Source organism: Anaerolineales bacterium, from assembly GCA_016928575.1.
Classification (GTDB): domain Bacteria; phylum Chloroflexota; class Anaerolineae; order Anaerolineales; family RBG-16-64-43; genus JAFGKK01.
The window spans coordinates 1-20,666 of sequence record JAFGKK010000122.1 but is presented as its reverse complement, the minus strand read 5'-3'; the positions used below and the strand labels follow the sequence as shown (position 1 = coordinate 20,666).

At 63.4% G+C, this 20,666-nt stretch carries 21 protein-coding genes; 12 read left to right on the top strand and 9 right to left on the bottom strand.

Translation table 11 applies throughout. From position 1 onward, the window contains the following. Window positions 1–124: 124 nt before the first annotated feature. From accC to mce, 5 genes are read left to right on the top strand one after another with little or no spacing between them, the layout of a single operon-like run. On the top strand, window positions 125–1,645 hold the full coding sequence (accC, locus tag JW929_14720; GenBank protein MBN1440659.1) for an acetyl-CoA carboxylase biotin carboxylase subunit: 1,521 nt from the start codon (window positions 125–127) through the stop codon (window positions 1,643–1,645). Continuing rightward, window positions 1,642–2,139, top strand: coding sequence for a hypothetical protein (locus JW929_14715; GenBank protein MBN1440658.1), 498 nt, complete (start codon window positions 1,642–1,644; stop codon window positions 2,137–2,139). The genes accC and JW929_14715 overlap by 4 nt, the downstream gene beginning before the upstream one ends. Before the next feature lie 33 nt (window positions 2,140–2,172). Further along, window positions 2,173–2,841, top strand: coding sequence for a class IV adenylate cyclase (locus JW929_14710; GenBank protein ID MBN1440657.1), 669 nt, complete (start codon window positions 2,173–2,175; stop codon window positions 2,839–2,841). Then, complete coding sequence (locus JW929_14705; GenBank protein ID MBN1440656.1) at window positions 2,822–4,468, top strand: methylmalonyl-CoA mutase family protein; 1,647 nt, start codon at window positions 2,822–2,824, stop codon at window positions 4,466–4,468. Before JW929_14710 ends, JW929_14705 begins: the two co-directional genes overlap by 20 nt. Continuing rightward, on the top strand, window positions 4,469–4,894 hold the full coding sequence (mce, locus tag JW929_14700; protein ID MBN1440655.1) for a methylmalonyl-CoA epimerase: 426 nt from the start codon (window positions 4,469–4,471) through the stop codon (window positions 4,892–4,894). Window positions 4,895–5,236: 342 nt separating this feature from the next. Here the strand turns inward: mce and JW929_14695 are convergent, their stop codons facing one another. The 4 genes from JW929_14695 to JW929_14680 form a co-directional block, all read right to left on the bottom strand. Next, on the bottom strand, window positions 5,237–5,884 hold the full coding sequence (locus JW929_14695; protein MBN1440654.1) for an NAD(P)H-dependent oxidoreductase: 648 nt from the start codon (window positions 5,882–5,884) through the stop codon (window positions 5,237–5,239). A 43-nt stretch (window positions 5,885–5,927) separates the two neighbouring features. Further along, window positions 5,928–6,785 carry a hypothetical protein gene (locus JW929_14690; GenBank protein MBN1440653.1) on the bottom strand — a complete coding sequence of 286 codons (858 nt, stop codon included), beginning with the start codon at window positions 6,783–6,785 and terminating at the stop codon, window positions 5,928–5,930. Window positions 6,786–6,904: 119 nt separating this feature from the next. Further along, window positions 6,905–7,411, bottom strand: coding sequence for a hypothetical protein (locus JW929_14685; GenBank protein ID MBN1440652.1), 507 nt, complete (start codon window positions 7,409–7,411; stop codon window positions 6,905–6,907). Between the two features lie 32 nt (window positions 7,412–7,443). Continuing rightward, entirely contained in the window at window positions 7,444–7,953 is a 510-nt protein-coding gene (locus tag JW929_14680; GenBank protein MBN1440651.1) for a hypothetical protein, read from the bottom strand. Between the two features lie 149 nt (window positions 7,954–8,102). Here JW929_14680 and JW929_14675 point away from each other — a divergent pair, with 149 nt between their 5' ends. Then, window positions 8,103–8,675 carry a transposase gene (locus JW929_14675; GenBank protein ID MBN1440650.1) on the top strand — a complete coding sequence of 191 codons (573 nt, stop codon included), beginning with the start codon at window positions 8,103–8,105 and terminating at the stop codon, window positions 8,673–8,675. A gap of 26 nt (window positions 8,676–8,701) precedes the next feature. On the opposite strand, the gene JW929_14670 is transcribed toward JW929_14675, so the two are convergent. Then, window positions 8,702–9,940 (bottom strand): hypothetical protein, encoded by a 1,239-nt coding sequence (locus JW929_14670; GenBank protein MBN1440649.1) that lies wholly within the window; start codon window positions 9,938–9,940, stop codon window positions 8,702–8,704. Window positions 9,941–10,018: 78 nt separating this feature from the next. Here JW929_14670 and JW929_14665 point away from each other — a divergent pair, with 78 nt between their 5' ends. The 5 genes from JW929_14665 (at window position 10,019) to icd (ending at window position 15,872) form a co-directional block, all read left to right on the top strand. Next, window positions 10,019–10,288: a NifU family protein gene (locus JW929_14665; GenBank protein MBN1440648.1), complete on the top strand. Its 270-nt coding sequence runs from the start codon at window positions 10,019–10,021 to the stop codon at window positions 10,286–10,288. Next, the gene (locus tag JW929_14660; GenBank protein MBN1440647.1) at window positions 10,285–12,372 is read left to right on the top strand and encodes a serine/threonine-protein kinase; all 2,088 of its coding nucleotides are present in this window, start codon (window positions 10,285–10,287) and stop codon (window positions 12,370–12,372) included. Before JW929_14665 ends, JW929_14660 begins: the two co-directional genes overlap by 4 nt. A gap of 280 nt (window positions 12,373–12,652) precedes the next feature. After that, window positions 12,653–13,411 carry a hypothetical protein gene (locus JW929_14655; protein ID MBN1440646.1) on the top strand — a complete coding sequence of 253 codons (759 nt, stop codon included), beginning with the start codon at window positions 12,653–12,655 and terminating at the stop codon, window positions 13,409–13,411. A 78-nt stretch (window positions 13,412–13,489) separates the two neighbouring features. After that, the gene (locus JW929_14650) at window positions 13,490–14,287 is read left to right on the top strand and encodes a hypothetical protein (protein MBN1440645.1); all 798 of its coding nucleotides are present in this window, start codon (window positions 13,490–13,492) and stop codon (window positions 14,285–14,287) included. Between the two features lie 169 nt (window positions 14,288–14,456). Next, window positions 14,457–15,872: an NADP-dependent isocitrate dehydrogenase gene (gene icd, locus JW929_14645; protein MBN1440644.1), complete on the top strand. Its 1,416-nt coding sequence runs from the start codon at window positions 14,457–14,459 to the stop codon at window positions 15,870–15,872. Window positions 15,873–16,901: 1,029 nt separating this feature from the next. On the opposite strand, the gene JW929_14640 is transcribed toward icd, so the two are convergent. The 3 genes from JW929_14640 to JW929_14630 form a co-directional block, all read right to left on the bottom strand. Then, window positions 16,902–17,432: a class I SAM-dependent methyltransferase gene (locus JW929_14640; GenBank protein MBN1440643.1), complete on the bottom strand. Its 531-nt coding sequence runs from the start codon at window positions 17,430–17,432 to the stop codon at window positions 16,902–16,904. Window positions 17,433–17,907: 475 nt separating this feature from the next. Continuing rightward, window positions 17,908–18,699, bottom strand: a complete 792-nt coding sequence (locus JW929_14635; protein MBN1440642.1) for an RNA methyltransferase — start codon at window positions 18,697–18,699, stop codon at window positions 17,908–17,910. Further along, on the bottom strand, window positions 18,690–19,253 hold the full coding sequence (locus JW929_14630; GenBank protein MBN1440641.1) for a macro domain-containing protein: 564 nt from the start codon (window positions 19,251–19,253) through the stop codon (window positions 18,690–18,692). The genes JW929_14635 and JW929_14630 overlap by 10 nt, the downstream gene beginning before the upstream one ends. Window positions 19,254–19,354: 101 nt before the next feature. Here JW929_14630 and JW929_14625 point away from each other — a divergent pair, with 101 nt between their 5' ends. Beyond that, the gene (locus JW929_14625; GenBank protein MBN1440640.1) at window positions 19,355–19,984 is read left to right on the top strand and encodes a hypothetical protein; all 630 of its coding nucleotides are present in this window, start codon (window positions 19,355–19,357) and stop codon (window positions 19,982–19,984) included. Between the two features lie 214 nt (window positions 19,985–20,198). Here JW929_14625 and JW929_14620 read toward each other — a convergent pair whose 3' ends face one another. Further along, window positions 20,199–20,489, bottom strand: a complete 291-nt coding sequence (locus JW929_14620; protein ID MBN1440639.1) for a GIY-YIG nuclease family protein — start codon at window positions 20,487–20,489, stop codon at window positions 20,199–20,201. Between the last annotated feature and the right edge of the window lie 177 nt (window positions 20,490–20,666).

The following is a 20,666-nucleotide window of genomic DNA, read 5'->3' as shown; positions in this document are numbered from 1 at the left end:
GAAAGGCGACGACAGAAACCCCGCCTTCTGACAAGCGAAGGAGATTGCTTCGCCCTCTTCGAAGGCGCGCAATAACACAGCACATCCTTCTCGGACTGCGTTTGGATCGTCATGGAGATCTAGTTTGCTCTTCAACAAGGTTCTGATCGCCAACCGCGGCGAAATCGCGGTCCGCATCCTGCGCGCCTGCCGGGAGCTCGGCATCCCCACCGTGGCCGTGTATTCGGATGCCGACCGGCAGGCCCTCCATGTGCGCTACGCCGACGAAGCCTACCGGCTCGGGGCGGCGCCGGCGCGCGAATCCTACCTGCGGATCGACCGGATCCTCGACGTCGTCCGCCGCTGCGGAGCGGACGCGGTCCACCCCGGATACGGCTTCCTGGCCGAACGCGAGGATTTCGCGGTCGCCTGCGAGGAAGCCAAGATCGCCTACATCGGGCCCAAGCCCTCGTCGATCGCGGCGATGGGCGATAAAACCACGGCGCGCAACACCGTCGCCAAGGCCGGGATTCCGGTGGTGCCCGGGACGGAGGGCGAAGGCAATCTCACCGACGAGGAGCTGATCCGCATCGCTCCGTCGATCGGGTTTCCGCTGTTGATCAAAGCCACAGCCGGGGGGGGCGGCAAGGGGATGCGCGAGGTGATGACGCCCGGGGAACTGCCGCAACTGCTGACAGCCGCCCGGCGCGAAGCCGAGGCCGCCTTCGGCGACGGCAACGTCTACCTGGAAAAGCTGATCCTCACCGCGCGCCACGTGGAATTCCAGATTCTGGCCGACAAGCAGGGCAACGTCATCCACCTCGGAGAGCGCGAGTGCTCGCTCCAGCGCCGCCACCAGAAGCTGTTCGAGGAAGCGCCCTCGCCGTTCCTCGGCAGCGACGAGGCTTTGCGCCGGAAGATGGGCGAGGTCGCCTGCCGCACGAGCGCCAGCGTCGGCTACATCAACGCCGGGACGATCGAGTTCCTGGTCGACAAGGACCGCCACTTTTATTTTTTGGAGATGAACACCCGCCTGCAGGTCGAGCATCCGGCGACCGAAATGATCACCGGAATCGACATCGTCAAGGAGCAGATCCGCATCGCCCGCGGCCGCCCGCTGCGCTACCGCCAGGAGGAAGTCCGGGTCAACGGCTGGTCGCTCGAGTGCCGGATCAACGCCGAGGATCCGTACAACAAATTCACCCCTTCCACCGGGAAAATCCACGCGGTGTTCGCGCCCACCGGCCCCGGGGTGCGGGTCGACACGGGCGTCTATTCCGGCTTCGAGGTGACGCCCTTCTACGACTCGCTCATTTCCAAGCTGGTGGTCTGGGGCGAAACCCGCGCCGAGGCGATCCTGCGCATGCGGCGGGCGCTCGAGGAATACCGCATCATCGGGGTTAAAACCAACATCCCCTTCCACCAAGCGCTGCTCGATTCTCCGCGCTTCCTGGCGGGCGTATTCGACACCCGCTTCGTCGAGGAGCGCTTCGCCCTCAACGGCTCCCCGGAGGAATCCAACCACCACCCCGAGATGGCGGCGATCTTCGCCACGCTGGTGGAGCACCGGAACTCGCAGCGGGCGGCGCAGATCATGGAATCCGCCCATCCGCAATCCTGCCCGAATTGGAAATGGGCCGAACGCGGAGGGAGGATCCGCCGGTGAAATACGCGACGACGATCGGGGAACGGACCTACCGGGTGGAGGTCCTTGACGACCATCGCATCCTGCTGGACGGGAAACCGTACGAGGTGGATTTCACCGCCATCGGCAACCAGCCGGTGTATTCGCTGCTGATCAACGGCCGGTCATTGGAAGCGCACGCCGTTCCGCGCGGCGACGGATGGCAGATTCTGCTGCATGGAAAAATGTTCGAGGCGCGGGTCGAAGACGAACAGGCGATCCGGATGCGGGCGCTGACGCGCCCGGCCGCCGAATCCGGCGGCGAGTTCGCCCTGCGCGCCCCGATGCCGGGCTTGGTGGTGGGCATCCCGGCGGCCGAAGGCCAACCCATCGCCAAGGGCGAAGCCCTGGTCATTCTGGAATCGATGAAAATGCAGAACGAACTCCGCTCGCCCAAGGACGGAACCGTCCTGGAAATCCGGGTTCAGCCGGGGCAGGCCGTCGAGCAGAACCAGGTGCTCCTCCTCCTCGGATAGGCACCGGCCCCCTCCCCCCGTGCGAGGTGACGCATGAACCGTCAAGCCAAACCCGCCGCCCTCGAGCAGGAAGTCAAATTCCTTCTGAAAGATACGGCGGACATGCGTCGGCGGCTGGCGGAGCTCGGCGCGCGGGCGTACCAGCCGCGGATGCACGAAACCAACATCCGCTTCGACACGGCCGACGGAATCCTCACCCGGGCGCGCAAGGTGCTGCGCCTGCGCAAAGCCGGGGCGGCGATCCTCACCTACAAGGAGCCGGAAGCCGCCCTTCCCGCGGAAGCCTCCGCGGCCGCCCGCCGCAGCCTGGAAACCGAGATCGCCGTCGACAGCCTCGAGAAGACCGTTCACGTGCTGGAAGCTCTCGGCTTCCACCCGATCGTGCGGTATGAGAAATACCGCGAAGTCTTCCGTTGGGAATCGGTCCTGTTGATGTTCGATCAGCTGCCGTTCGGCGATTTCCTCGAACTCGAAGGGCCAGACCTGGCGGAACTGCGCCAGACCGCCGAAGTTCTCGGCCTGGTTTGGAAGCGGGCGCTCCGGACCTCCTACATGGGGATCTTCCTCATGTTGAAGAAAAAATACCGCCTGGCAACCCTGGAAGCGACCTTCGCCGCCTTGGAGGGATGGGACCCCCGCAGAACAGAGGAAGCCCTGGACTCCATGCCGCACGAGGACCCATATGAGCGACAGAACGCCTGACGAGCGCCGCGAGTGGGAGGAGAAAATCCTCCAACCGGCGCTGAAGAAATTGCCGGAACGCAAGCCGGAATTCGAAACTCCCTCCGGAATTCCGCTCGAGCGCGTGTACCTGCCCCCGCAGGACGACGGCGGGCGGATCGAGTTTCCGGGCCGCTATCCCTTCACCCGCGGAGTCCAGCCGACGATGTACCGCGGGCGGCTGTGGACGATGCGCCAATACGCCGGATACGCCACCGCTGAGGAATCCAACGCCCGCTACCGTTTTCTGCTTTCGCAGGGGCAGACCGGGCTTTCGGTGGCCTTCGACCTGCCGACCCAGATCGGATACGACCCAGACCATCCCCTGGCGGCGGGCGAGGCGGGCAAAGTGGGGGTGTCGGTGTTCAGCCTGGAGGAGATGGAGCGCCTGTTCGCCGGGATCCCGCTGGAAAAGGTCTCGACCAGCATGACGATCAACGCCCCGGCCGCGGTTCTGCTGGCGATGTACGTCGCCGCGGCCAAGCGCCAGGGGGCGGATCCGAAGACGCTGCGCGGCACGATCCAGAACGACATCCTCAAGGAATACATCGCCCGCGGGACCTACATCTTCCCGCCCCAGCCCTCGATGCGGCTGGTGACCGACATCTTTGCCTGGTGCCGCGATTCCCTTCCGGCCTGGAACACCATCTCAATCTCCGGGTACCACATCCGCGAGGCCGGGAGCACCGCGGTTCAGGAAGTGGCCTTCACGCTCGCCAACGCCGTGGCCTACGTGGAGGCGGCGCGGCGGGCGGGCCTAGCGGTGGATACCTTCGCTCCCCAGCTGGCTTTCTTCTTCAGCGCCCACAACCATTTCCTCGAGGAAGTGGCCAAGTTCCGCGCGGCGCGCCGCCTGTGGGCGCGGATCATGCGCGAGCGATTCGGGGCCGCGGACCCGCGCTCGCAGATGCTGCGCTTCCACACCCAGACCTGCGGCTCCACGCTCACCGCCCAGCAGCCGGAAAACAACGTCGCCAGGGTGACCGTTCAAGCCCTGGCTGCGGTGCTCGGCGGGACCCAATCCCTGCACACCAACAGCATGGACGAGGCGCTCGGCTTGCCGACCGAGAAAGCCGTCCGGGTGGCTCTGCGGACCCAGCAGATCCTGGCGCATGAATCCGGCGCGGCCGACACGGTCGATCCGCTGTGCGGATCCTACGCGGTGGAAGCGCTGACCGACGAGATCGAACGCCGGGCCGAGGAATACCTCCGCCGGATCGACCAGCTCGGCGGGGCGATCGCCGCCATCGAGCGCGGTTTCCCGCAGGCGGAGATCCATGAAGCCGCCTACCGCGCCCAGCGGGCGGTGGAGCGTGGCGAGCAGGTCGTGGTCGGCGTGAACGAATTCGACGAGGGCGAGGCGCCGAAGCTGGAGACCCTGCGGGTCTCTCCGGCGGTCGAGGAGAAGCAGATCCACCGCCTGCAGGCGCTGCGCCGGCGGCGCGATTCCTCCCGGGCGGCGGAGCTGGCTGGGAGGCTGGAGTCGGCCGCCAAGGAAGACGGCAACCTGATGCCGCTGATCCTGGAGTGCGTGGAACACGACCTGACGCTGGGCGAGATCTGCGGCGCGCTGCGCGCGGCGTGGGGTGAATATCATCCGGAGGGCTGAATGGCGGACGGAACGAAATTGCATCACGTGGCGGTGGTGACGGCGGACATCGACTCGGCGCTGGCGTTCTGGCGCGACGCGCTCGGGCTGGAGCCCTCCGGCGTGAAATTCCTGCCGGAGCAGAAATCGAAGATCGCCTTTCTGCCGCTCGGAAGCGCGGAGATCGAGCTCGTCCAGCCCGCCGATCCGGATTCCGGAATCGGGAAATACCTTTCGAAGCGCGGGCCCGGGATGCACCACCTCTGCTTGGAAGTCCGCGACTTCGACGGCGCGGTCGGGCGGCTGAAGGCCAAGGGGATCCGCCTAACCAGCGAAGCGCCGATGACGGGGGCCGACGGCCGGAGAATGATCTTCGTGCACCCGGAAAGCGCGGGGGGAGTGTTGGTCGAGCTTTATGAGGGCGGGGAATTCGCGGAGAAACCGTAAACCCGATTACCGCGCAGACGCCAAGGCCTCAAAGAGAACACTTGGCAGGGTGCTGTACAAGCCGGTCGAGCCCCGCCCCGCTTCGCGGAGCGAGGCCGAAGGACGATTTTTCGTTTGGAACATCGCCTTCCGGTTGTGTCGTCATTCCCGCGTGTTTTTAGCGGGAATCCATGGATTGGGAGGCGTGGATGCCCGCGTGTATCTAGCGGGCACGGCACCCCCCTAAGCCTTTTCGGATATTCAGCGAATTCACGAGACAAGCTGTTAGGGGGAAAATACGGTGCGTAGTACGAAGGGAATTGCCCCTCCCCCCACTCATCGCGCAACCTTCCGACTCCATCATTAATCCGAGGGGATTATCGCTGAGGAACGGTCGAGGGGCCGGGAAAGCAGCCGGTCCGCAGGGAAGGTCTCGGCGGCCATCGCCCGAACCTCGTCCAGCCAGGCCTCCCTCTGCTGTGGAGTACTGGTGACGACCACCCCAAACATCCTCCGGCGGAATTGCTTCACCCCGCAAAAATCGAAAATGCACGACCGCCATATCCTCTCGAGCGGATCCCCGAACACATCCGCCTCCCGCCGCGCGGGGGTGTTTGAGGTGTTGAACACGGCGGCCGCTTCGGCCTTGAGCAATCCGGCGGGTATCCCCTCGCCCTGGTCGCCTTCGAGGAACTCATACGCCGCCCCGGGCCGCAGGACCCGGTCGATCCACCCTTTGAGGACGGCCGGCGGCTGGCCCCACCAATCGGGATGCACGATCACGATGCCGTCGGCTTGCGAAATTTCCCGGCAATGGGTTTCAATCTCCGGCGGAAGGGGAGCGGATTTTTGGATTTCCCCGGCCGGGAGGAGCGGGTCGAAGTGCTCGGCGTACAGATCGTGGAAATCGACCGAATGACCGAGGCGGCCAAGCTCCTGCCCGGCCGCCCGGGCGATCGCATAGTTGAAGCTTCCCGGATTCGGATGGGCAAGGATTAGGGAGATCTGCATTTTTTCAGAATCCAAAGGTTGAGAAGAAGCGCGGGCGCCGCTTTCAGGCGGGGCAGAAGGTCACGTTCCCGGGAACCACGTTGAGGATCGGCGTGCCGGTGGACGGATCCAAGGCGATAGTCTGCTCGGTGACGTAGATGCAATCTCCGGCGTTCACCCCGCGGCCGGTCCATTGGCGGCTGACAAAATGCAGTCCGAAGTTCTTATCGGTGAAGAAGTAGATCCGGTAGACGGAGCCCTCCCATTCGGAGAACACCACGGCGCCCCCGACGCAGAGTTTGCGGCCGGCGTCGTCGCGGGTGATCTCCAGCGCGTAGGCGCATTGGGCGGGCAGATTGGCGGGCCGGGGCGGCGCGGAAGCCGGCGGCACGACGGGGCAGCGCCGCAGGCTGTAGGGCGTGATCGGCATCACCGGCGCGGCGGCCTCCACATTGCGCGAGAGCACGCCTTCGGCGTAGGCGCATTCGCCCGCCTGCAATCCGATCCGGTCGACCCAGTCGTACCCCAGCATATACAGCTTTCCCCGCGGGCCGAAGTAGACGCGGTACTCGCCGCCCTGCATGGTGATCTGCGTGATGGTTCCGCCGACGCACAGATACCTGCCGTAATCGTCGAGGGTGACATCCAGGGCGTCGACGCAGCCTTCCGGCAAACGCGGGACGCCGGTCGGCAGCGGGGTGTCGGTCTGCAGTGGCAAGGGGGTGAATGCCATCGGAGTGGAACCGGCGGTTGGAGCGGCCACAGCGGAATCCTGCGTCGCGGTCAACCCATCCGTCGAAGTCCGGGTCGGGCTTGGCGCGGCGGCGCCGCTTCCGCAGCCCGCGAGGGACAACGCAGTGAAACAGCAGACCCAGGCGGCCGGGCGGAAGGGGTGCGGCACCCAGGCTTGGCGAAGGGGCATTTCCGTCGTTCCCGCGCCGGATCCCATCCCGGCGCCCGGCGAAACCGCGATGCCGCCGGCGGGCGCTTGCGGCGCAATGCCGCGACGGGAAACAGATCGACGGGCGAAGCGCAAGGCCATCAGGCGGCGGGACAACGCTTCAGGCTGTAGGGCGTGATCGGCATCACCGGCGCGACCCCGTCCCGCGACAGCTTGCCCTCAGCGTAGGCGCATTCGCCCGTCCGCAGGCCGATCCGGTCCTCCCAATCGTACCCGAGCATATACAGTGTGCCGCGCGGGCCGAAGAAAACCCGGTATGTCCCCCCCTCCAATGTGACTCGCGTAACGATTCCGCCGACGCATAGCCGTTTTCCGTAGTCGTCCAGGGTGACCGAAAGGGCGTCCAGACAGCCTTCCGGCAGATAGGGAACGCCCGTCGGCAGCAGGGTGACGGTTTGCAGGGGCAACGGCGTGGCAACCGTGCCGGCGGGGGCGGCTCCGCTCCCGCCGAGGCCCGCCGGAAGGGCGGCTGCGGTGGCCGTCTCATCCTCCGGCAGGGTGAAGGCTCCGCCGATCACTCCACATCCCGAAAGCGCCGCGGCGATGAGAATCGAAATGATGGCTGTGGAACGGATGGATGTGCGCATGCCAACCTCCAGTGCGGATGTCCCTCCCCCGGCTATGGCTCAGGCTCCCTCGGTTCGACCAGAATATGGTCCAGGCCGCGTCCGCCCTCCCAAGGGTAGATGATGCGGGCGTCGGTGACCGCGCCGTAATATTCCGGCTTGGCCGTCCCGAACAGGCTGCGGTGCGGATTGTAGTGCAGGACGCACAATTCCGGGAAGCCCCCGGCGCCGAGGATGCGGTTCTTCACGGCGGTGATGGTCCGTCCAGACCCCCACACGTCGTCGACGACCAAGATGCGTTTGTTTTTCAGCAAGCCGTCATCGGGGAATTGGAGGAAATTGGGCCAGGCGAGGAGCGCGGCTTTGGCGGCCTGGTCGGGAAAATCCACCGACGCGGTGAACAAGGTTTTGATGTCGAGGACTTCGCTGAGCAGTCCGCCGGGGACGATCCCGCCGCGGGTGATGATCACCATCGCGTCGAATCGGCCGCGGAACTGCGGAACCAGCACATCGATCAGCGTATCCACGTCGTTCCAGGTGAGTAGTTCGTGTCGTTCCGCCATGAGTCTTATGCGCCGCCGCGGATCGGAGGGATCTTCCGCCGCCTTCCGCGCCGGAGCATTCACTCCGATGATAATGTCACGGCGCCCGTAATGCAAGCGGGGGTATACTATAGGCCGACTCGGCCTTCCAGGGGGATACCATGCAAACGATGATTCCACTCAAACCAGGCGTCTTCTTCCATATTTTTAACCGGGGAATTAACCGGAGCCGCATCTTCTTTGAGGAAAGGAACTACGCCTATTTCCTCGCGTTGCATGAGCGGTTTTTACCGCCGCTGTCGGATACCTACGCCTTTTGTCTGCTGCCCAACCATTTCCATTTCCTGATCAAGGTCAAACCCGGCGAGGAGCCGGTTTCGGCGCTGATCTCGAAAGCATTCAATAGGCTGTTTGCATCCTACGCCCTGGCGATCAACAAGGCCTACTCCCGCACGGGATCGCTATTCCAGCACCATTTTCACCGCATTCCCGTCGGATCCAGCCGGTATTTCGCCGCCTTGGTCCACTATATCCACAGAAATCCGCAAACTCACGGGTTGGTACCTGATTTCAGGGACTGGCCGTATTCGTCCTATCACATCCTCCTATCCCAAAAGCCGACCCGGATTCAGCGGGCGTCCACCCTCTCCCGTTTCGGGGGAAGAACCGGATTTCTTGAATACCATCGAAGACCTCGACCTTGTGAAGGATTATCGGATTTTATCGGCAACGATATGGATTAGGCGCAGGCGCTTAGACCGACTCGGCCTTAAGCCCGAGTCGGCATGGCCGCGACGATCACGCTGTGCCTGCCGGCCACCCTGGTTAAAAAAAGAATCCGGCTGTTCTCCCCCTTAAGCCGCAATTGCTTTTCCAGGCCTTCGGGCTCAAGCGGCGAACCGCGCTTCTTAATCACCACCCGGCCGACCGACCGCGCCCGCAGCCACTCCCGCAAACGCTTCAATCCGAAGGGGATGACCTCCTCGACCCGGTAGGCCTGCGCCCAGCAGGTGGGCGCGCACACATCCGCCGTCAGGTACGCCAGGGACGGATCGATGCGCGCCGCGCCCAGACGGGCCGCTAACTGCCGCACCAAGCCCGCCCGCAGAATGGAAGGATCCGGTTCATACAGGAATTCCCGCACCCGGGAAAGCGCGTCGTCGGACGGCTCGCCGTCGGTCATCGTTTCGCCCGCGGGAAGCAGCGTCGCGCGCCGCGCGGCGCTTTGCAGCGCGCCGTACCAAAGCACCGCCTCGCGCAGTTCGCCGTTCCACGATAGGAACTCCACCTCGCACGGCTCCCGTTCGATCTCTTCCCAGCGCACGCCGGGCGAAATCTTTACGCCCAGCGCTTGGGAGCCGAGGGCGTCCCGCCAGCGGACAATCCCCTCCAGCGGCGGCGAGTAGCGCCGCACCGAGTGGATCCGCCGCTGATCCTCCCGCCGTGAAGGGTCGCAGAAGATGCCGAACCGATCGCGCGGCGCGGCGGCCGCGCCCTTCCCGGCGAAGAACGCCCCCGGACGGAGAAGGTCGGTGAGCAGCCAGCGCACCGGATGGGCGGGAGCGTAGGCCCGGACGTTTTCCGCCGCCATCCGCAGGCGCAGCGCGTCCCGGTCCGCCGCCCAGGTCGGCGCGCATGCCGCGAGCGCGATCGTATCCCCGCCGACCCCGCACCCCAAGTCCGCGATCCCCGCCAGGCCGCGGAAGCGCAGGGCGCGGTGGCGCGCGATCCCCTCGGCCGAGGCCTGTTCCAGCGCTTCACGGGTGAAGAACATCTCCCCCGCGCGGGAGAATTTTTTCTCCGCCCGCCGGCGGAGGATCGCCGTTTCCAGCGCGGCCCGCGCCAACTCGCGCTCCACCCCTTCCCGCTGCAGGGCCGCCCAATCCGCGAGAAAGCCCTCCTCCCGCGGGTTTAGGCCCCGCGCCAGGCACAGCGCCTCCCGGCCTTCGGCTTCGGTCAACCGGCGCAGCAGAAGAGAATCCATCGCCGGAACTTTACCCCCTTCCATGCGCTTGTCAATCTTCTCCCGTCCGGCGCGGACCGAGCCGGAAACGGACTTGGGGTACAATTTAATCCGGAGCAATCGATGAACGCCGATTCCATTCTGGGCGAATCCCTGCCGCACGATTCCCTCCAAGGGCTGATCGAATCCCTCAGCGCCTACATCGAGCAGTATCACGGGGGCGCGGTCCGCTACCTCGGCGTGGAAGGGAAAATCCTCAAGGTGAAGCTGGAAGGGGCATGCAGCGGATGCCCGCTTTCGCCCAGCACCCTGCACGGCTGGGTGGAGGGCACGGTCAAGCAATTCTTCCCGGAAATCGAACGCGTCGAGGCGATGGAAGAGCGGACGGCATGAGCCTCAATCCGGGCGATCTTCTCCGCAACCGGTACCGCATCACCGGCATCATCGGCAAGGGCGGAATGGGCGCCGTCTACCGCGGTGAGGATTCAGCCCTCCAGACCACCGTCGCGATCAAAGAGAACCTGAATCCCCTGCCGCAGGCGGTTAAGCAGTTCAAGCGCGAAGCGGTGCTGTTGGCTTCGCTGCGGCACCCCAACCTGCCCCGCGTCACCGACCACTTTATCGAAGGCGACCTGCAATACCTGATCATGGATTACATCCCCGGGGATGACCTGAAAACGATCCTCGAACGGCAGGGCGCCGTAAGCGAATCCCAGGTGGTCGGCTGGTGCCGCGAGATCTGCGACGCGCTGACCTACCTCCACACCCAGCACCCGCCTGTCACCCACCGCGACATCAAGCCGGCCAACATCAAGATCATGCCCGACGGCAAGCCGGTGCTGGTGGATTTCGGGATCGCCAAGGCGACGGAAGTCGGCGGCGCAACCACCACCGGCGCGCGCAGCCTCACCCCGGGGTTCGCCCCTCCCGAACAGTACGGCAGCAGCCCGACCGATTCGCGTTCGGACCAATACTCGCTGGCGGCCACGCTCTACAACCTGCTCACCGGCCACATCCCGCCCGACAGCCTGGAGCGGGCGCTGGAACAGACCGAACTCAAGCCGATCCGCGAGTGGAATCCGAAAATCAGCCCGGCGGTCGACGCTTCGATTTGGAAGGCGATGTCGCTCAGCCCTTCGGAGCGCTTCCTTTCGGTGAAGAATTTCTTCGAGGCGCTTTCGGGGGACACCGAGCTTTCCATTCTTCCCCAGGATATGACCAAATCGGCCTCGAGGGAGGCGTTGACGGTCATCCGCCGCACACCGGAAAAAACCACCAAGGAGAAATCGCCCCCCGCAGGCCCTTCCCCGGAAGAAACGCCCGCGCAAGGCCGTAAGCCTCCGGCGGTCCTGTGGGCCGGGATCGGCGCGATTCTGTGCCTGGCGGCAACGGGCCTGGCCGTGGGCGGATACGCGTTGAGCGGCGGCTGGCCCCCCGCCTCAAAATCTCCCAGCACCCCGGCAGTCCGCCGGACGGCGGTTGCGGTATCCCTGGAGTCCGGCTCGACGCAGGCGGTCGTCCTCCCGTTTGAAGATACCGCCACCCCCACTCCCAGCCTTGCGCCTTCGCCGACGGTCACCCGTACCCCGACCCCCGAGCCCACACCGGTCGGCGGTAGCCGCCTGCTCGCCTTCGTCAGCAACCGGGCCGGCGGGACCTACCAGATCTTCACCTACAACCTGGCGACCGGGGAGATCGCGCAGGTGACCAGCGACCCCGTCGACAAGGGCCGCCTGGCCTGGTCGCCAGACGGAAAATACCTTTATTACGAAGCCAAAGTGCCCGGCGGCACGACGGACATCTTCAGGATAAACGCCGACGGATCCGAGCCGCAAAACCTGACCGATTACGAGTTAAACGACCTGTATCCCGCGCCGTCGCCCAACGGCGACCGGATCGCCTTCGTCTCCAAACGCAACGGATACGAACAGATCTATTGGATGGCGGCCGACGGCGCCGGCGCGATCAACGTCAGCGCCAAGCACGACACCGCGGAGTTCCACCAGCCGGAAGAATGGGATCCCGCCTGGTCACCGGACGGCATGCTGCTGTATTTCACGGTCAACATCACCGGATGGCGGCGGGTCTACCGCTGGAACACGCTCGACCCGACCAGAATGCCGGTAATCGTCACGGTGACGGCCGGCGATTATTGGGAAGGCGAGCCGGCCGTTTCCCCGAGCGGCGAGTACGTGGCCTACACCCGCCGTCACAACGACGGGGGGAGCGATATCTGCATCGGGGTGACCGACCTGACCAAACGCATGCCGTGCACGGAACCGCTCACCGACCGCCGATGGAATTCCGATCCGGACTGGTCTCCCGACGGGGGATGGATCGCGTTCACGTCCAGGCGCAACGGAAAAGGCGACATCTACCGGATCATGATCTCCGGCAGCGGGGAAACCCGCCTGACCGACGATCCGGCGGACGATCTGTATCCGGCCTGGCAGCCGGCCGGCGGATCATCCGCATAACCTCTCCGCCGAACGGTTTGCTCGTGCCCGAATCCGGCAATTCCGGTATACTTCAAATCTCCGCCTGCCCAATCATCCCAGGGTGGTTTGGCATACAGGGCGGTAGGACCATCCGCCTCGCAGAAACGCATTGAACGGACTATTGCAAAGTCAGTAATCAGTAATAGGAAAGCATCATCTTCAGGGAGGAGTCTCGCGGCCGGGCGCCGCGCTTCCTCTGAAGGCGGGATCATCCCCCCTCCAGCCCGGAGGGCATTCGCTAGGCCAAGAGGAGTCGTCCATGAAAAAACATCTTCCGTTCCCCCTGCTTGCGGCGCTGTCGTTCCTGCTTTGCGCCTTTGCCGCGCCCCCGCTCCCGGCCATGGCAGAACCGTCGATGAAGTTGGAACTTATCACGGACATCACCGCCGATGGATCAGGGACCATGGAATACCAGCTGACCCTTTCGAAGGAATTCATCGACACGGTCAAGTTATACGGCGAATATGACCCGGAGGAGATGTGCGAAAGCTTTTTTGAATCCGGTTACGACGATTGGGAGTCTGGCCAACGGGACATGGAAAGCGGGCTCGAATGCACGGCCAAGACCGAATTCGAGGACCTGGGAGAGTTGGAGGACGTGGTCGAATCCAATTTCGGCGACGCGGAATTCGACCGTCTGGAGATCGAGGGCGGGGTGTTGTATTACGACCTGGATCCGGGTGTCAGCGGCGATGAGTTCGTCTCCGGAGACGACGTGGATCTGCCGTTCGAGGTGTCGGCGTTCTGGGTCCTGAAGGTGCCCGGGGAAGTCGTGGAAACCAACGCCGATTCTACAAGCGGGAACACCTTGCGGTGGAATCTGTTGAAGCTTTCCAAATCCGACAACATCACCGCCGAGGTCAAAATCGGCGGGGGCGGATTGCTCGGATCGGACCCGACCCTGATGATCCTCGGCGGGCTCGGCCTGACGGGCTGCTGCTGCCTGGTGCTGATCGTCATCGGCGTCGCGGCATTCTTCTTCCTGCGGCGGAAAAAATCATCCGCCCCGGAGGCGTGAGCTTGTTCTTCCCGCCCGGCGCCGCCGGAATCCGGAATTCCTTTTCCGTATGCACACCTCTATCCCAAGGGAGGATTTATGAGATACAAGCGAGCGGTCCTCGGACTCGGATTAGCGGGGTTGCTGCTATCCGCCTTCGGCTCCCCGCCGGCTCCGCGTCCGGATCCCAATGCCCGGATCATTATGCAATTCCTGACCGTCGTGAACGCGGATGGTACGGCCGAGTTCCACTACATCTTCAAGTACGGCAAGGCGCTGCTTGAGGATATCAAAGAGGCCGGCAAAGTTCCCTTGGACGACATCTGCGAGGAAACCTTCGCCGAAATCGAAGACCCCGATTTCACCTTCACCCAGGAAAACCACGGCGAGGAAATCTGGTGTACGAACATGCAGGAGTTCGACACCCTTCCGGATCTTGTGGATATGCTGGAGGATGATTTCGGCAACCTGTCCGTCCGGCGGCTGGAGATCGAGAACCACACGTTTTTCCTCGACCTCTCTTGGAGTAGATTTCCATGCACGAGCTCCGATCCCTCCGATTTCACCTGCGAGTGGACCGTCGAGGCGCCCGGAAAAGTGGGAGAGAACAACGCCACCCGCGTGGAGGAGGACCGGCTGACATGGGACCTGATGGATTCGGATACGCCCCGCAAGTTCCAGGCGGAAAGCGCGGCCGGCGGATCCGATACGACCTTGTGGATCGTCCTGGCGGCCGTTCTGACCTGCGGTTGCTGCACGGTTCTCCTGCTGATCATCGGCGGGGTGGCCGCCTATCTCATCTGGAGCAGGCGCAAGCGGGCATCGGAAGCTCCGGAGGACGCCGAAGCCGCCGCCCCCGCTCCACCCTCCCTTCCCGCGGATACAATAAAACTGTAATTCCTGCGGATCAGAAAAAAGGACCGGATCCCCTCCGGTCCTTTTTTCGTCCCGCGGGATTTGCACATGCCCGCAGCCTTCCGGCGCCGGGAACGTCGGAAGGGGATTCACCCCGTGCTATAATCTGCGCGCTATCCATTTCACGGATTACTGATCCGGAAGGAGCTCCATGGCCGAACCGATGATCACCCCGCCGGCGGAAGGGCAGCCCGTCGTCTGGCAGGACGGCCGGCTGAACGTGCCGGACCGCCCGATCCTTCCGTTCATCGAAGGCGACGGGACCGGAAGGGACATCTGGCGCGCCGCGGCGCGCGTGCTCGACGCCGCCGTGCGGAAAGCCTACGGCGGAGTCCGCCGGATCGCCTGGATGGAAGTGTATGCCGGAGAGAAAGCCTTTCGCGAATACGGAACCTGGCTCCCCGATTCCACAGTGCAGGCTTTCCGCACATACCTGGTGGGGATCAAAGGCCCGCTGACCACGCCCGTGGGCGGCGGAATCCGCTCGTTGAACGTCGCGCTGCGGAAATTGCTCGACCTGTACGTCTGCCTGCGCCCGGTGCGCTATTTTCCCGGCGTTCCCTCCCCCGTCCTGCATCCGGAAAAGGTGGATATGGTGATTTTCCGCGAAAACACGGAAGACATCTACACCGGGATCGAGTTCGAGGACGGAACTCCCGACGCGCGCCGCTTCCTGGACCTGCTGCGCGAACAGTTTCCGGCCGAGTTCGCCAAGATCCGCTTTCCCGCCTCGGCCGGCGTGGGGATCAAGCCGATCTCCCGCGAGGGCACGGAGCGGCTGGTGCGGGCGGCGATCCAATATGCGCTCGACCACCGCCGCCGCTCGGTGACGATCGTGCACAAGGGCAACATCATGAAGTTCACCGAGGGGGCCTTCCGCAACTGGGGCTACTCGGTGGCGGAGCGCGAATTCGGCGAGCGGGTGTACACCTGGTCGCAGTGGGAGCGGACCAAATCCGCGCACGGCGAATCGGCGGCGGCGGCCGAACAACAATCGGCGCTGGCCGCCGGGCGGATGCTGGTAAAGGACGCGATTGCCGACATCACCTTCCAGCAGACGATCACCCGCGCCGACGAATTCGACGTGATCGCCTGCCCCAACCTGAACGGGGATTTCCTCTCCGACGCGCTCGCCGCGCAGGTGGGGGGAATCGGGATCGCCCCCGGCGGAAACATCAACTTCGCCACCGGCCACGCGGTCTTCGAAGCGACCCACGGCACCGCGCCCAAGTACGCCGACCTGGATAAGGTCAACCCCGGCTCGGTGATCCTTTCCGGCGAGATGATGCTGCGCCACCTCGGCTGGGACGAGGCGGCGGATTTGATCCTGCGCGGGATGGAAGGGGCGATCGCCGCGAGGACCGTGACCTACGATTTCGCACGCCTGATGCAGGGCGCCAAAGAAGTGAAGTGCTCCGAGTTCGGCGACGCGGTGATTTCCTGGATGGACCGCCCGCGGAATGCGGCAGCTTCCGCGAAGAAGCCGGCGCGGGAAGCGGCGGCGGGCAAGCCGGCCGCCGCGAAAAAACCGGTTAAGGGAAAGCCGAATCGGCAACAACCGGAATAAAAATACCACACCGGCGCGGCTTACCGATTATCACCCCCGCGCCCGCCCTCGCGGAATAATCGGGGCCCGATGGGTCCGGACACTCGTACCGTCATGAAGCGGGGATGATTCAAGCGGAGATCCAGTGAATCTATCTTGCCGGCGTATGCCCCCGGGCGTTCCCATCGCGGGGCAGGAACCCGGCAGCTTTTTCGATCACGGTAAGCAACCTGTGCGTGCCGGAGAGGTACGCAACGGCTTCTTCTGCAGGAAAATTCTCTCTCGAAAATGATGCAATTGATATTCCATCGCCACTCGGGAAAGATTGCTTCAGCCATGAGAGGAAGACAACCGGCGGCATACATAGCGGCAAGCAGCAGGAATGGAACCCTGGACCCGGGTGTCACCCGCCAATTGCGCGAGAGGATTTGTCAGCATAAGCGGAACATGATCGAGGGGTTCTCCAGAAAATATGAAACGCATGGATTGGCGCATTACGAAATACACTCCAACTTGAAGGCCGCCATCCTAGGAGAAAAAAAAGGGGTATCTGCTTAGCCTGATGCAAGGATTGAAAAAACCTTCGATAAACCACCCAATTATTTTCTCCCTCATTCCATCCCCCCGTCACTGTCCCGCGCTCTGCGCGGAACATGCGTTCCGGAATACATACTCCCAGCCCATCGTTTCCGCTGGAGGGTTTGGAACAAATTCATATCATTAATCGTAGATGTAGGGCTGGGAAGCCGGTCCCGGCGCAATTCCGGGAAAGGTGCCCGAAGGGCGGATGAGGGGGAGGCTGAGTGGATACATATTAAGAAGCAAGGCCGGCGTTGGAAGAAGCAATTGATAGAGAAAATGAATCCCTTCTGGCGCAACCCATTCGACGGGTTATGATCTTCGCAGGAAAGCAAAGTCTCCGGATCCCCGATAAGAACACTCGGGGATGACGATCGCTGCCGCATGACCGCGTTTTTTTGGAACGGACTCCCTTTTCGGGCACGTTCGTCATCCCCGTTTTCTGCTCGGGACGACCATCGGGTCGCGCCGCTAAGCCCGCTCGAAGTGAAATGTCTTCCCGTACCATTTCCGGACGGCAAAGAATCCCGAGCCGGAAACGCCGGCGAGGATGTCCTCATCCTTCAGGTGATGGTCGTTCACATACAGGGTTCCCTGCGGCTTCAACACGCGGTGGAACTCCCGCAGAATCCGTTGCGGATCCTCGAGCAAATGGAACACGTCAAAGCACACAACGCGGTCCAGGGTTCCGTCCGGAAGGGAGGTCGCGCCGTCCGAAAGAATCGTCCGGACCTGGACGTACTTCCCGCCCCGCTTCCCCGCCTCGATCCTGCGCAAGGCCTGGGGATGGACATCGAGCGCGTAGACGACGCCCTTTTCGCCGACCTGATCGGCCAGCATGAAGGTGTACACCCCGGGGCCGCAGCCGAAATCCAGCACCTTCTCGCCGGGAAGCACCGCGATCTCCTCCATCATCCTTTTCGGATTCAAGAAAAGGTTGCGGATCGGCATACCGATGTCCGCCATCAGGGTGAACGTCAAATCCGATGCTGTTTGCGTCATGGTTTCCTCCTCATCGCCGGTGAATCCGCCGTCAGAAAAGCGGCGGATTGGATTACCGGCTTTCATTATCCAAAAGATTGTGGAGGAATCATGGGAGGAAAAGGGAGAGAATCGGCTTGTTCCGGGAAGGCGCGGGGTCGAAACGCAGGGGAATTGCGGCCTGCCGGGAAGGACGCGAACCAAGCCCGTAAGACCGCATGCCGGATAGTATCTCCTCCTCCCCCCTCATCCGGCCCCCCGAGAAGTAGACTCGAGGGCAGGTTTCGGGCACCTTTCCCGGAATTGCGCCGGGACCGGCTTCCCAGCCCCACAACAGCGGGAAAAAGAAAGTAATTATTCGAATTCATAAACCTTGAGAAACGGGCTGGGAGAATGGGATGAGGGGGAAATGAAAAGGTTTTTTACTGTTCACTTATTTTTTACATCGGGGAGGGGTGAGCGGCCACAGCGGAAATACCTTCCGCTTCCGGAATGCTCAGCGTCCTTCGCGGAGCAGGTTCATTTGCCGCGAAATCTCGTACATTAGAATCCCGCCCGCCACCGCGGCGTTGAGGGATTCCGCCTTGCCGCGCATGGGGATGCGGACCGAACCCGTGGCCAGCGCGCGCGCCTTCTCCCCCGGGCCGGCCGCCTCGCCGCCGAGGACCAGCGCCGTGCGGCCGCTCCAGTCGGCCTGCTCGGGCGGCAGGCCCTCGCGCGCCTCCGCCAGCCAGATTCGGAATCCTTTCAGCAACGCGGCGATTGCGTCCCAATCCAGCATGCGGATCGGCAGGCGCAGGTGCGCGCCCATCCCGCCGCGGACCACTTTGGGATTGAAGGCGTCGACACTGCCCGGGGCGAGGAGCGCCGCCTGCACGCCGAAGGCGTCCGCGGCGCGCAACAGGCTGCCGAGGTTTCCGGGATTGGAGATCCCGTCGGCGACGAGCACCCATTCCAGGACGTCCGGCAACGGCGGTTCGGGCCATTCGAGCACAGCCAGCAATCCGGACGGCGCGGCGGTGTCGGAGCAGGCGCGCAGGACCTCAGGCGTGGTTTCGAACGCCTCGCCGCCGGCCGAAGCCAGCCGGTTGAGCGCCGAGCGCTCGCGCGGGCCGAGGTGCCCGTCGTGGAGGATCATCCGCGCCCGGGCGCCCGCCGCGGCGGCTTCCTCCACCAGGCGCGTTCCTTCCGCCACGAACAGCTTTTCCCGCTCGCGGATCTTGCGCTGATCCTGAAGCCGGCGGATCAGGCGGACCTTTTCGTTCGCCTTGCTTGTGATTATTTCCACCGGCGGTTGAACTCCCGTTGGAAGATATCGAGCGTCGGCTGGTCGAGGATTGTCACGCGGATCTCGCATAGCGGGGATTGGGAATGCGCGGCGGCCCAATTCTCGATCGCTTGGAAGATAACCTGCGCGCCACGCTGCTTGGGAAAGCCGAAGATTCCGGTGCTGACGGCCGGAAGCGCGATCGAGGCGAATCCGCGTTCGTGGGCCGCCTCGAGCGCGCCGGTGACGGCGGCGCGCAGCTTGGAATCCTCGTCGCCGGAGCCCCACACCGGGCCGACGGCGTGGATCACCGCCTGGCAAGGCAGGCGGCCCGCGCCGGTCACCGCCGGACGTTCGTGGGTCGCCTCGCCGTGTGCCCGCACCCAGGCGTCGCTTTCTTCCTGGATCGGGGTTCCGCCGGCGCGGACGATCGCGGCGGCCACGCCGCCCCCGTGCTGCAACCCGCCGTTGGCGGCGTTGACGATCGCGTCCACCGCCTCGGCGGTGAGATTGCCCTGGACGAGCAGGCAGTTCCGGTCGGGGGAAAGCTCATGCTTGGCGACGATGCGGTTCATCCGCCGCAGTATAGCATGATCCCATTTCCCGTCTGCCGGCGGACAATGGCCGAATCCGCCGCAATCCGTTACAATTCCGTCACTTTGGAGGGATTGCCCATATGAAACCAACCGCCTTTCCGGCCTTGTTGGCCGTCTTTTTCCTCGCCGGTTGCCAAGCCGCCGGAGAAAACGCAGCGGCGACGGCTGAATCCACACTCGCCGCCATGCCGGTGAAAAACGCCGAGACCGTTCTGCGGCAGGCGATGGAAGCCGTCTGCCCCCCCTGGCAGGGCCCCACGCCGACGAAAATCCCCACGCCGACGATCAACCCCGCCAAGACCGCGAGTCCCCAGCCGACGGCCAGCCCGGAGCAAAGCGACGAGCGCAACTGGTCCGTTCAATCGACCCTGACCGAATCCTCGGCAGATTGCCAAGCCGCGGCCGGTCACAGCCTGGAAATCAAACTGCGCTGGTTTGAGAAGGAGGAAGAAGCGGTCGATTCATTCGATGTCCGGCGCGGCCAAAACCAAACCTCGGATTTTCACGGCTTCCTGCTCGTGATTCTGGAGGAGGACGATTACTCGTTTCCCGGCGGGCGGAAGGAACACCGGGTTTGGGCCTGGCAAGCCGGCCGCTGGCTGGTGGAGGTGAACGCCTTCGACGAAACGACGACCCGCATCGCTCCGGATCCGGGGGAAGCGAGCGAGGAAGTCTACACGGCGGGTCTGCGATACGCGTTGTGGGCGTAAAAGTAAGTCCGCGAAGGAATTCTACGAGGGTGTAGAAAAAGTCCTTCATCGGTGTCATGGCGAGCCTGTCCTCGCGCCTGCCCTCGTGCCTGCCCTCGCGCCTGCCCTCGCGCCTGCCCTCGCGAAGCGGGGGAAGCGGGGGAAGCGGGGGCGGAAACCGTTCGTCATCCCCGAGCGGGTTTATCGGGGATCCAGGATCGCACGAATTGGATCCTCATACAATTTCATCAAATAAATCCCGCCAGGTCGGATTGTGGTTCTCTATCAATTTCAATTTCCATGAACGGTTCCATTTCTTAAGCTGTTTCTCCCTCTGAATTGCCATCCGCATGGATTCATGCATTTCATAATAAACTAGAAGATGGGTTTGGTATTTCTTGGAAAATCCGCCCAAGAAATCCCCCCTATGCAACCAGATCCTTTTCACAAGGTTGCTTGTTACGCCAATATATAGGGTCCCGTTTCTGGCGCTTGCCAATATGTATACTGCAGGTTGCTTTCTCATAACAGACGGTTGCTTCTCCCCCTAAATTGAAGATGCATGTCAAGTATAACAAAAAAGATTATCCCAAACCGCCTTGCGGAATTATCTCCGCATGTTCCTGGATGCCCGATTAATTCACTCGGGCATGACGATCATTTGCGAAGCCACGGTGTAATATTGAGGCGCACACGCCTGGAT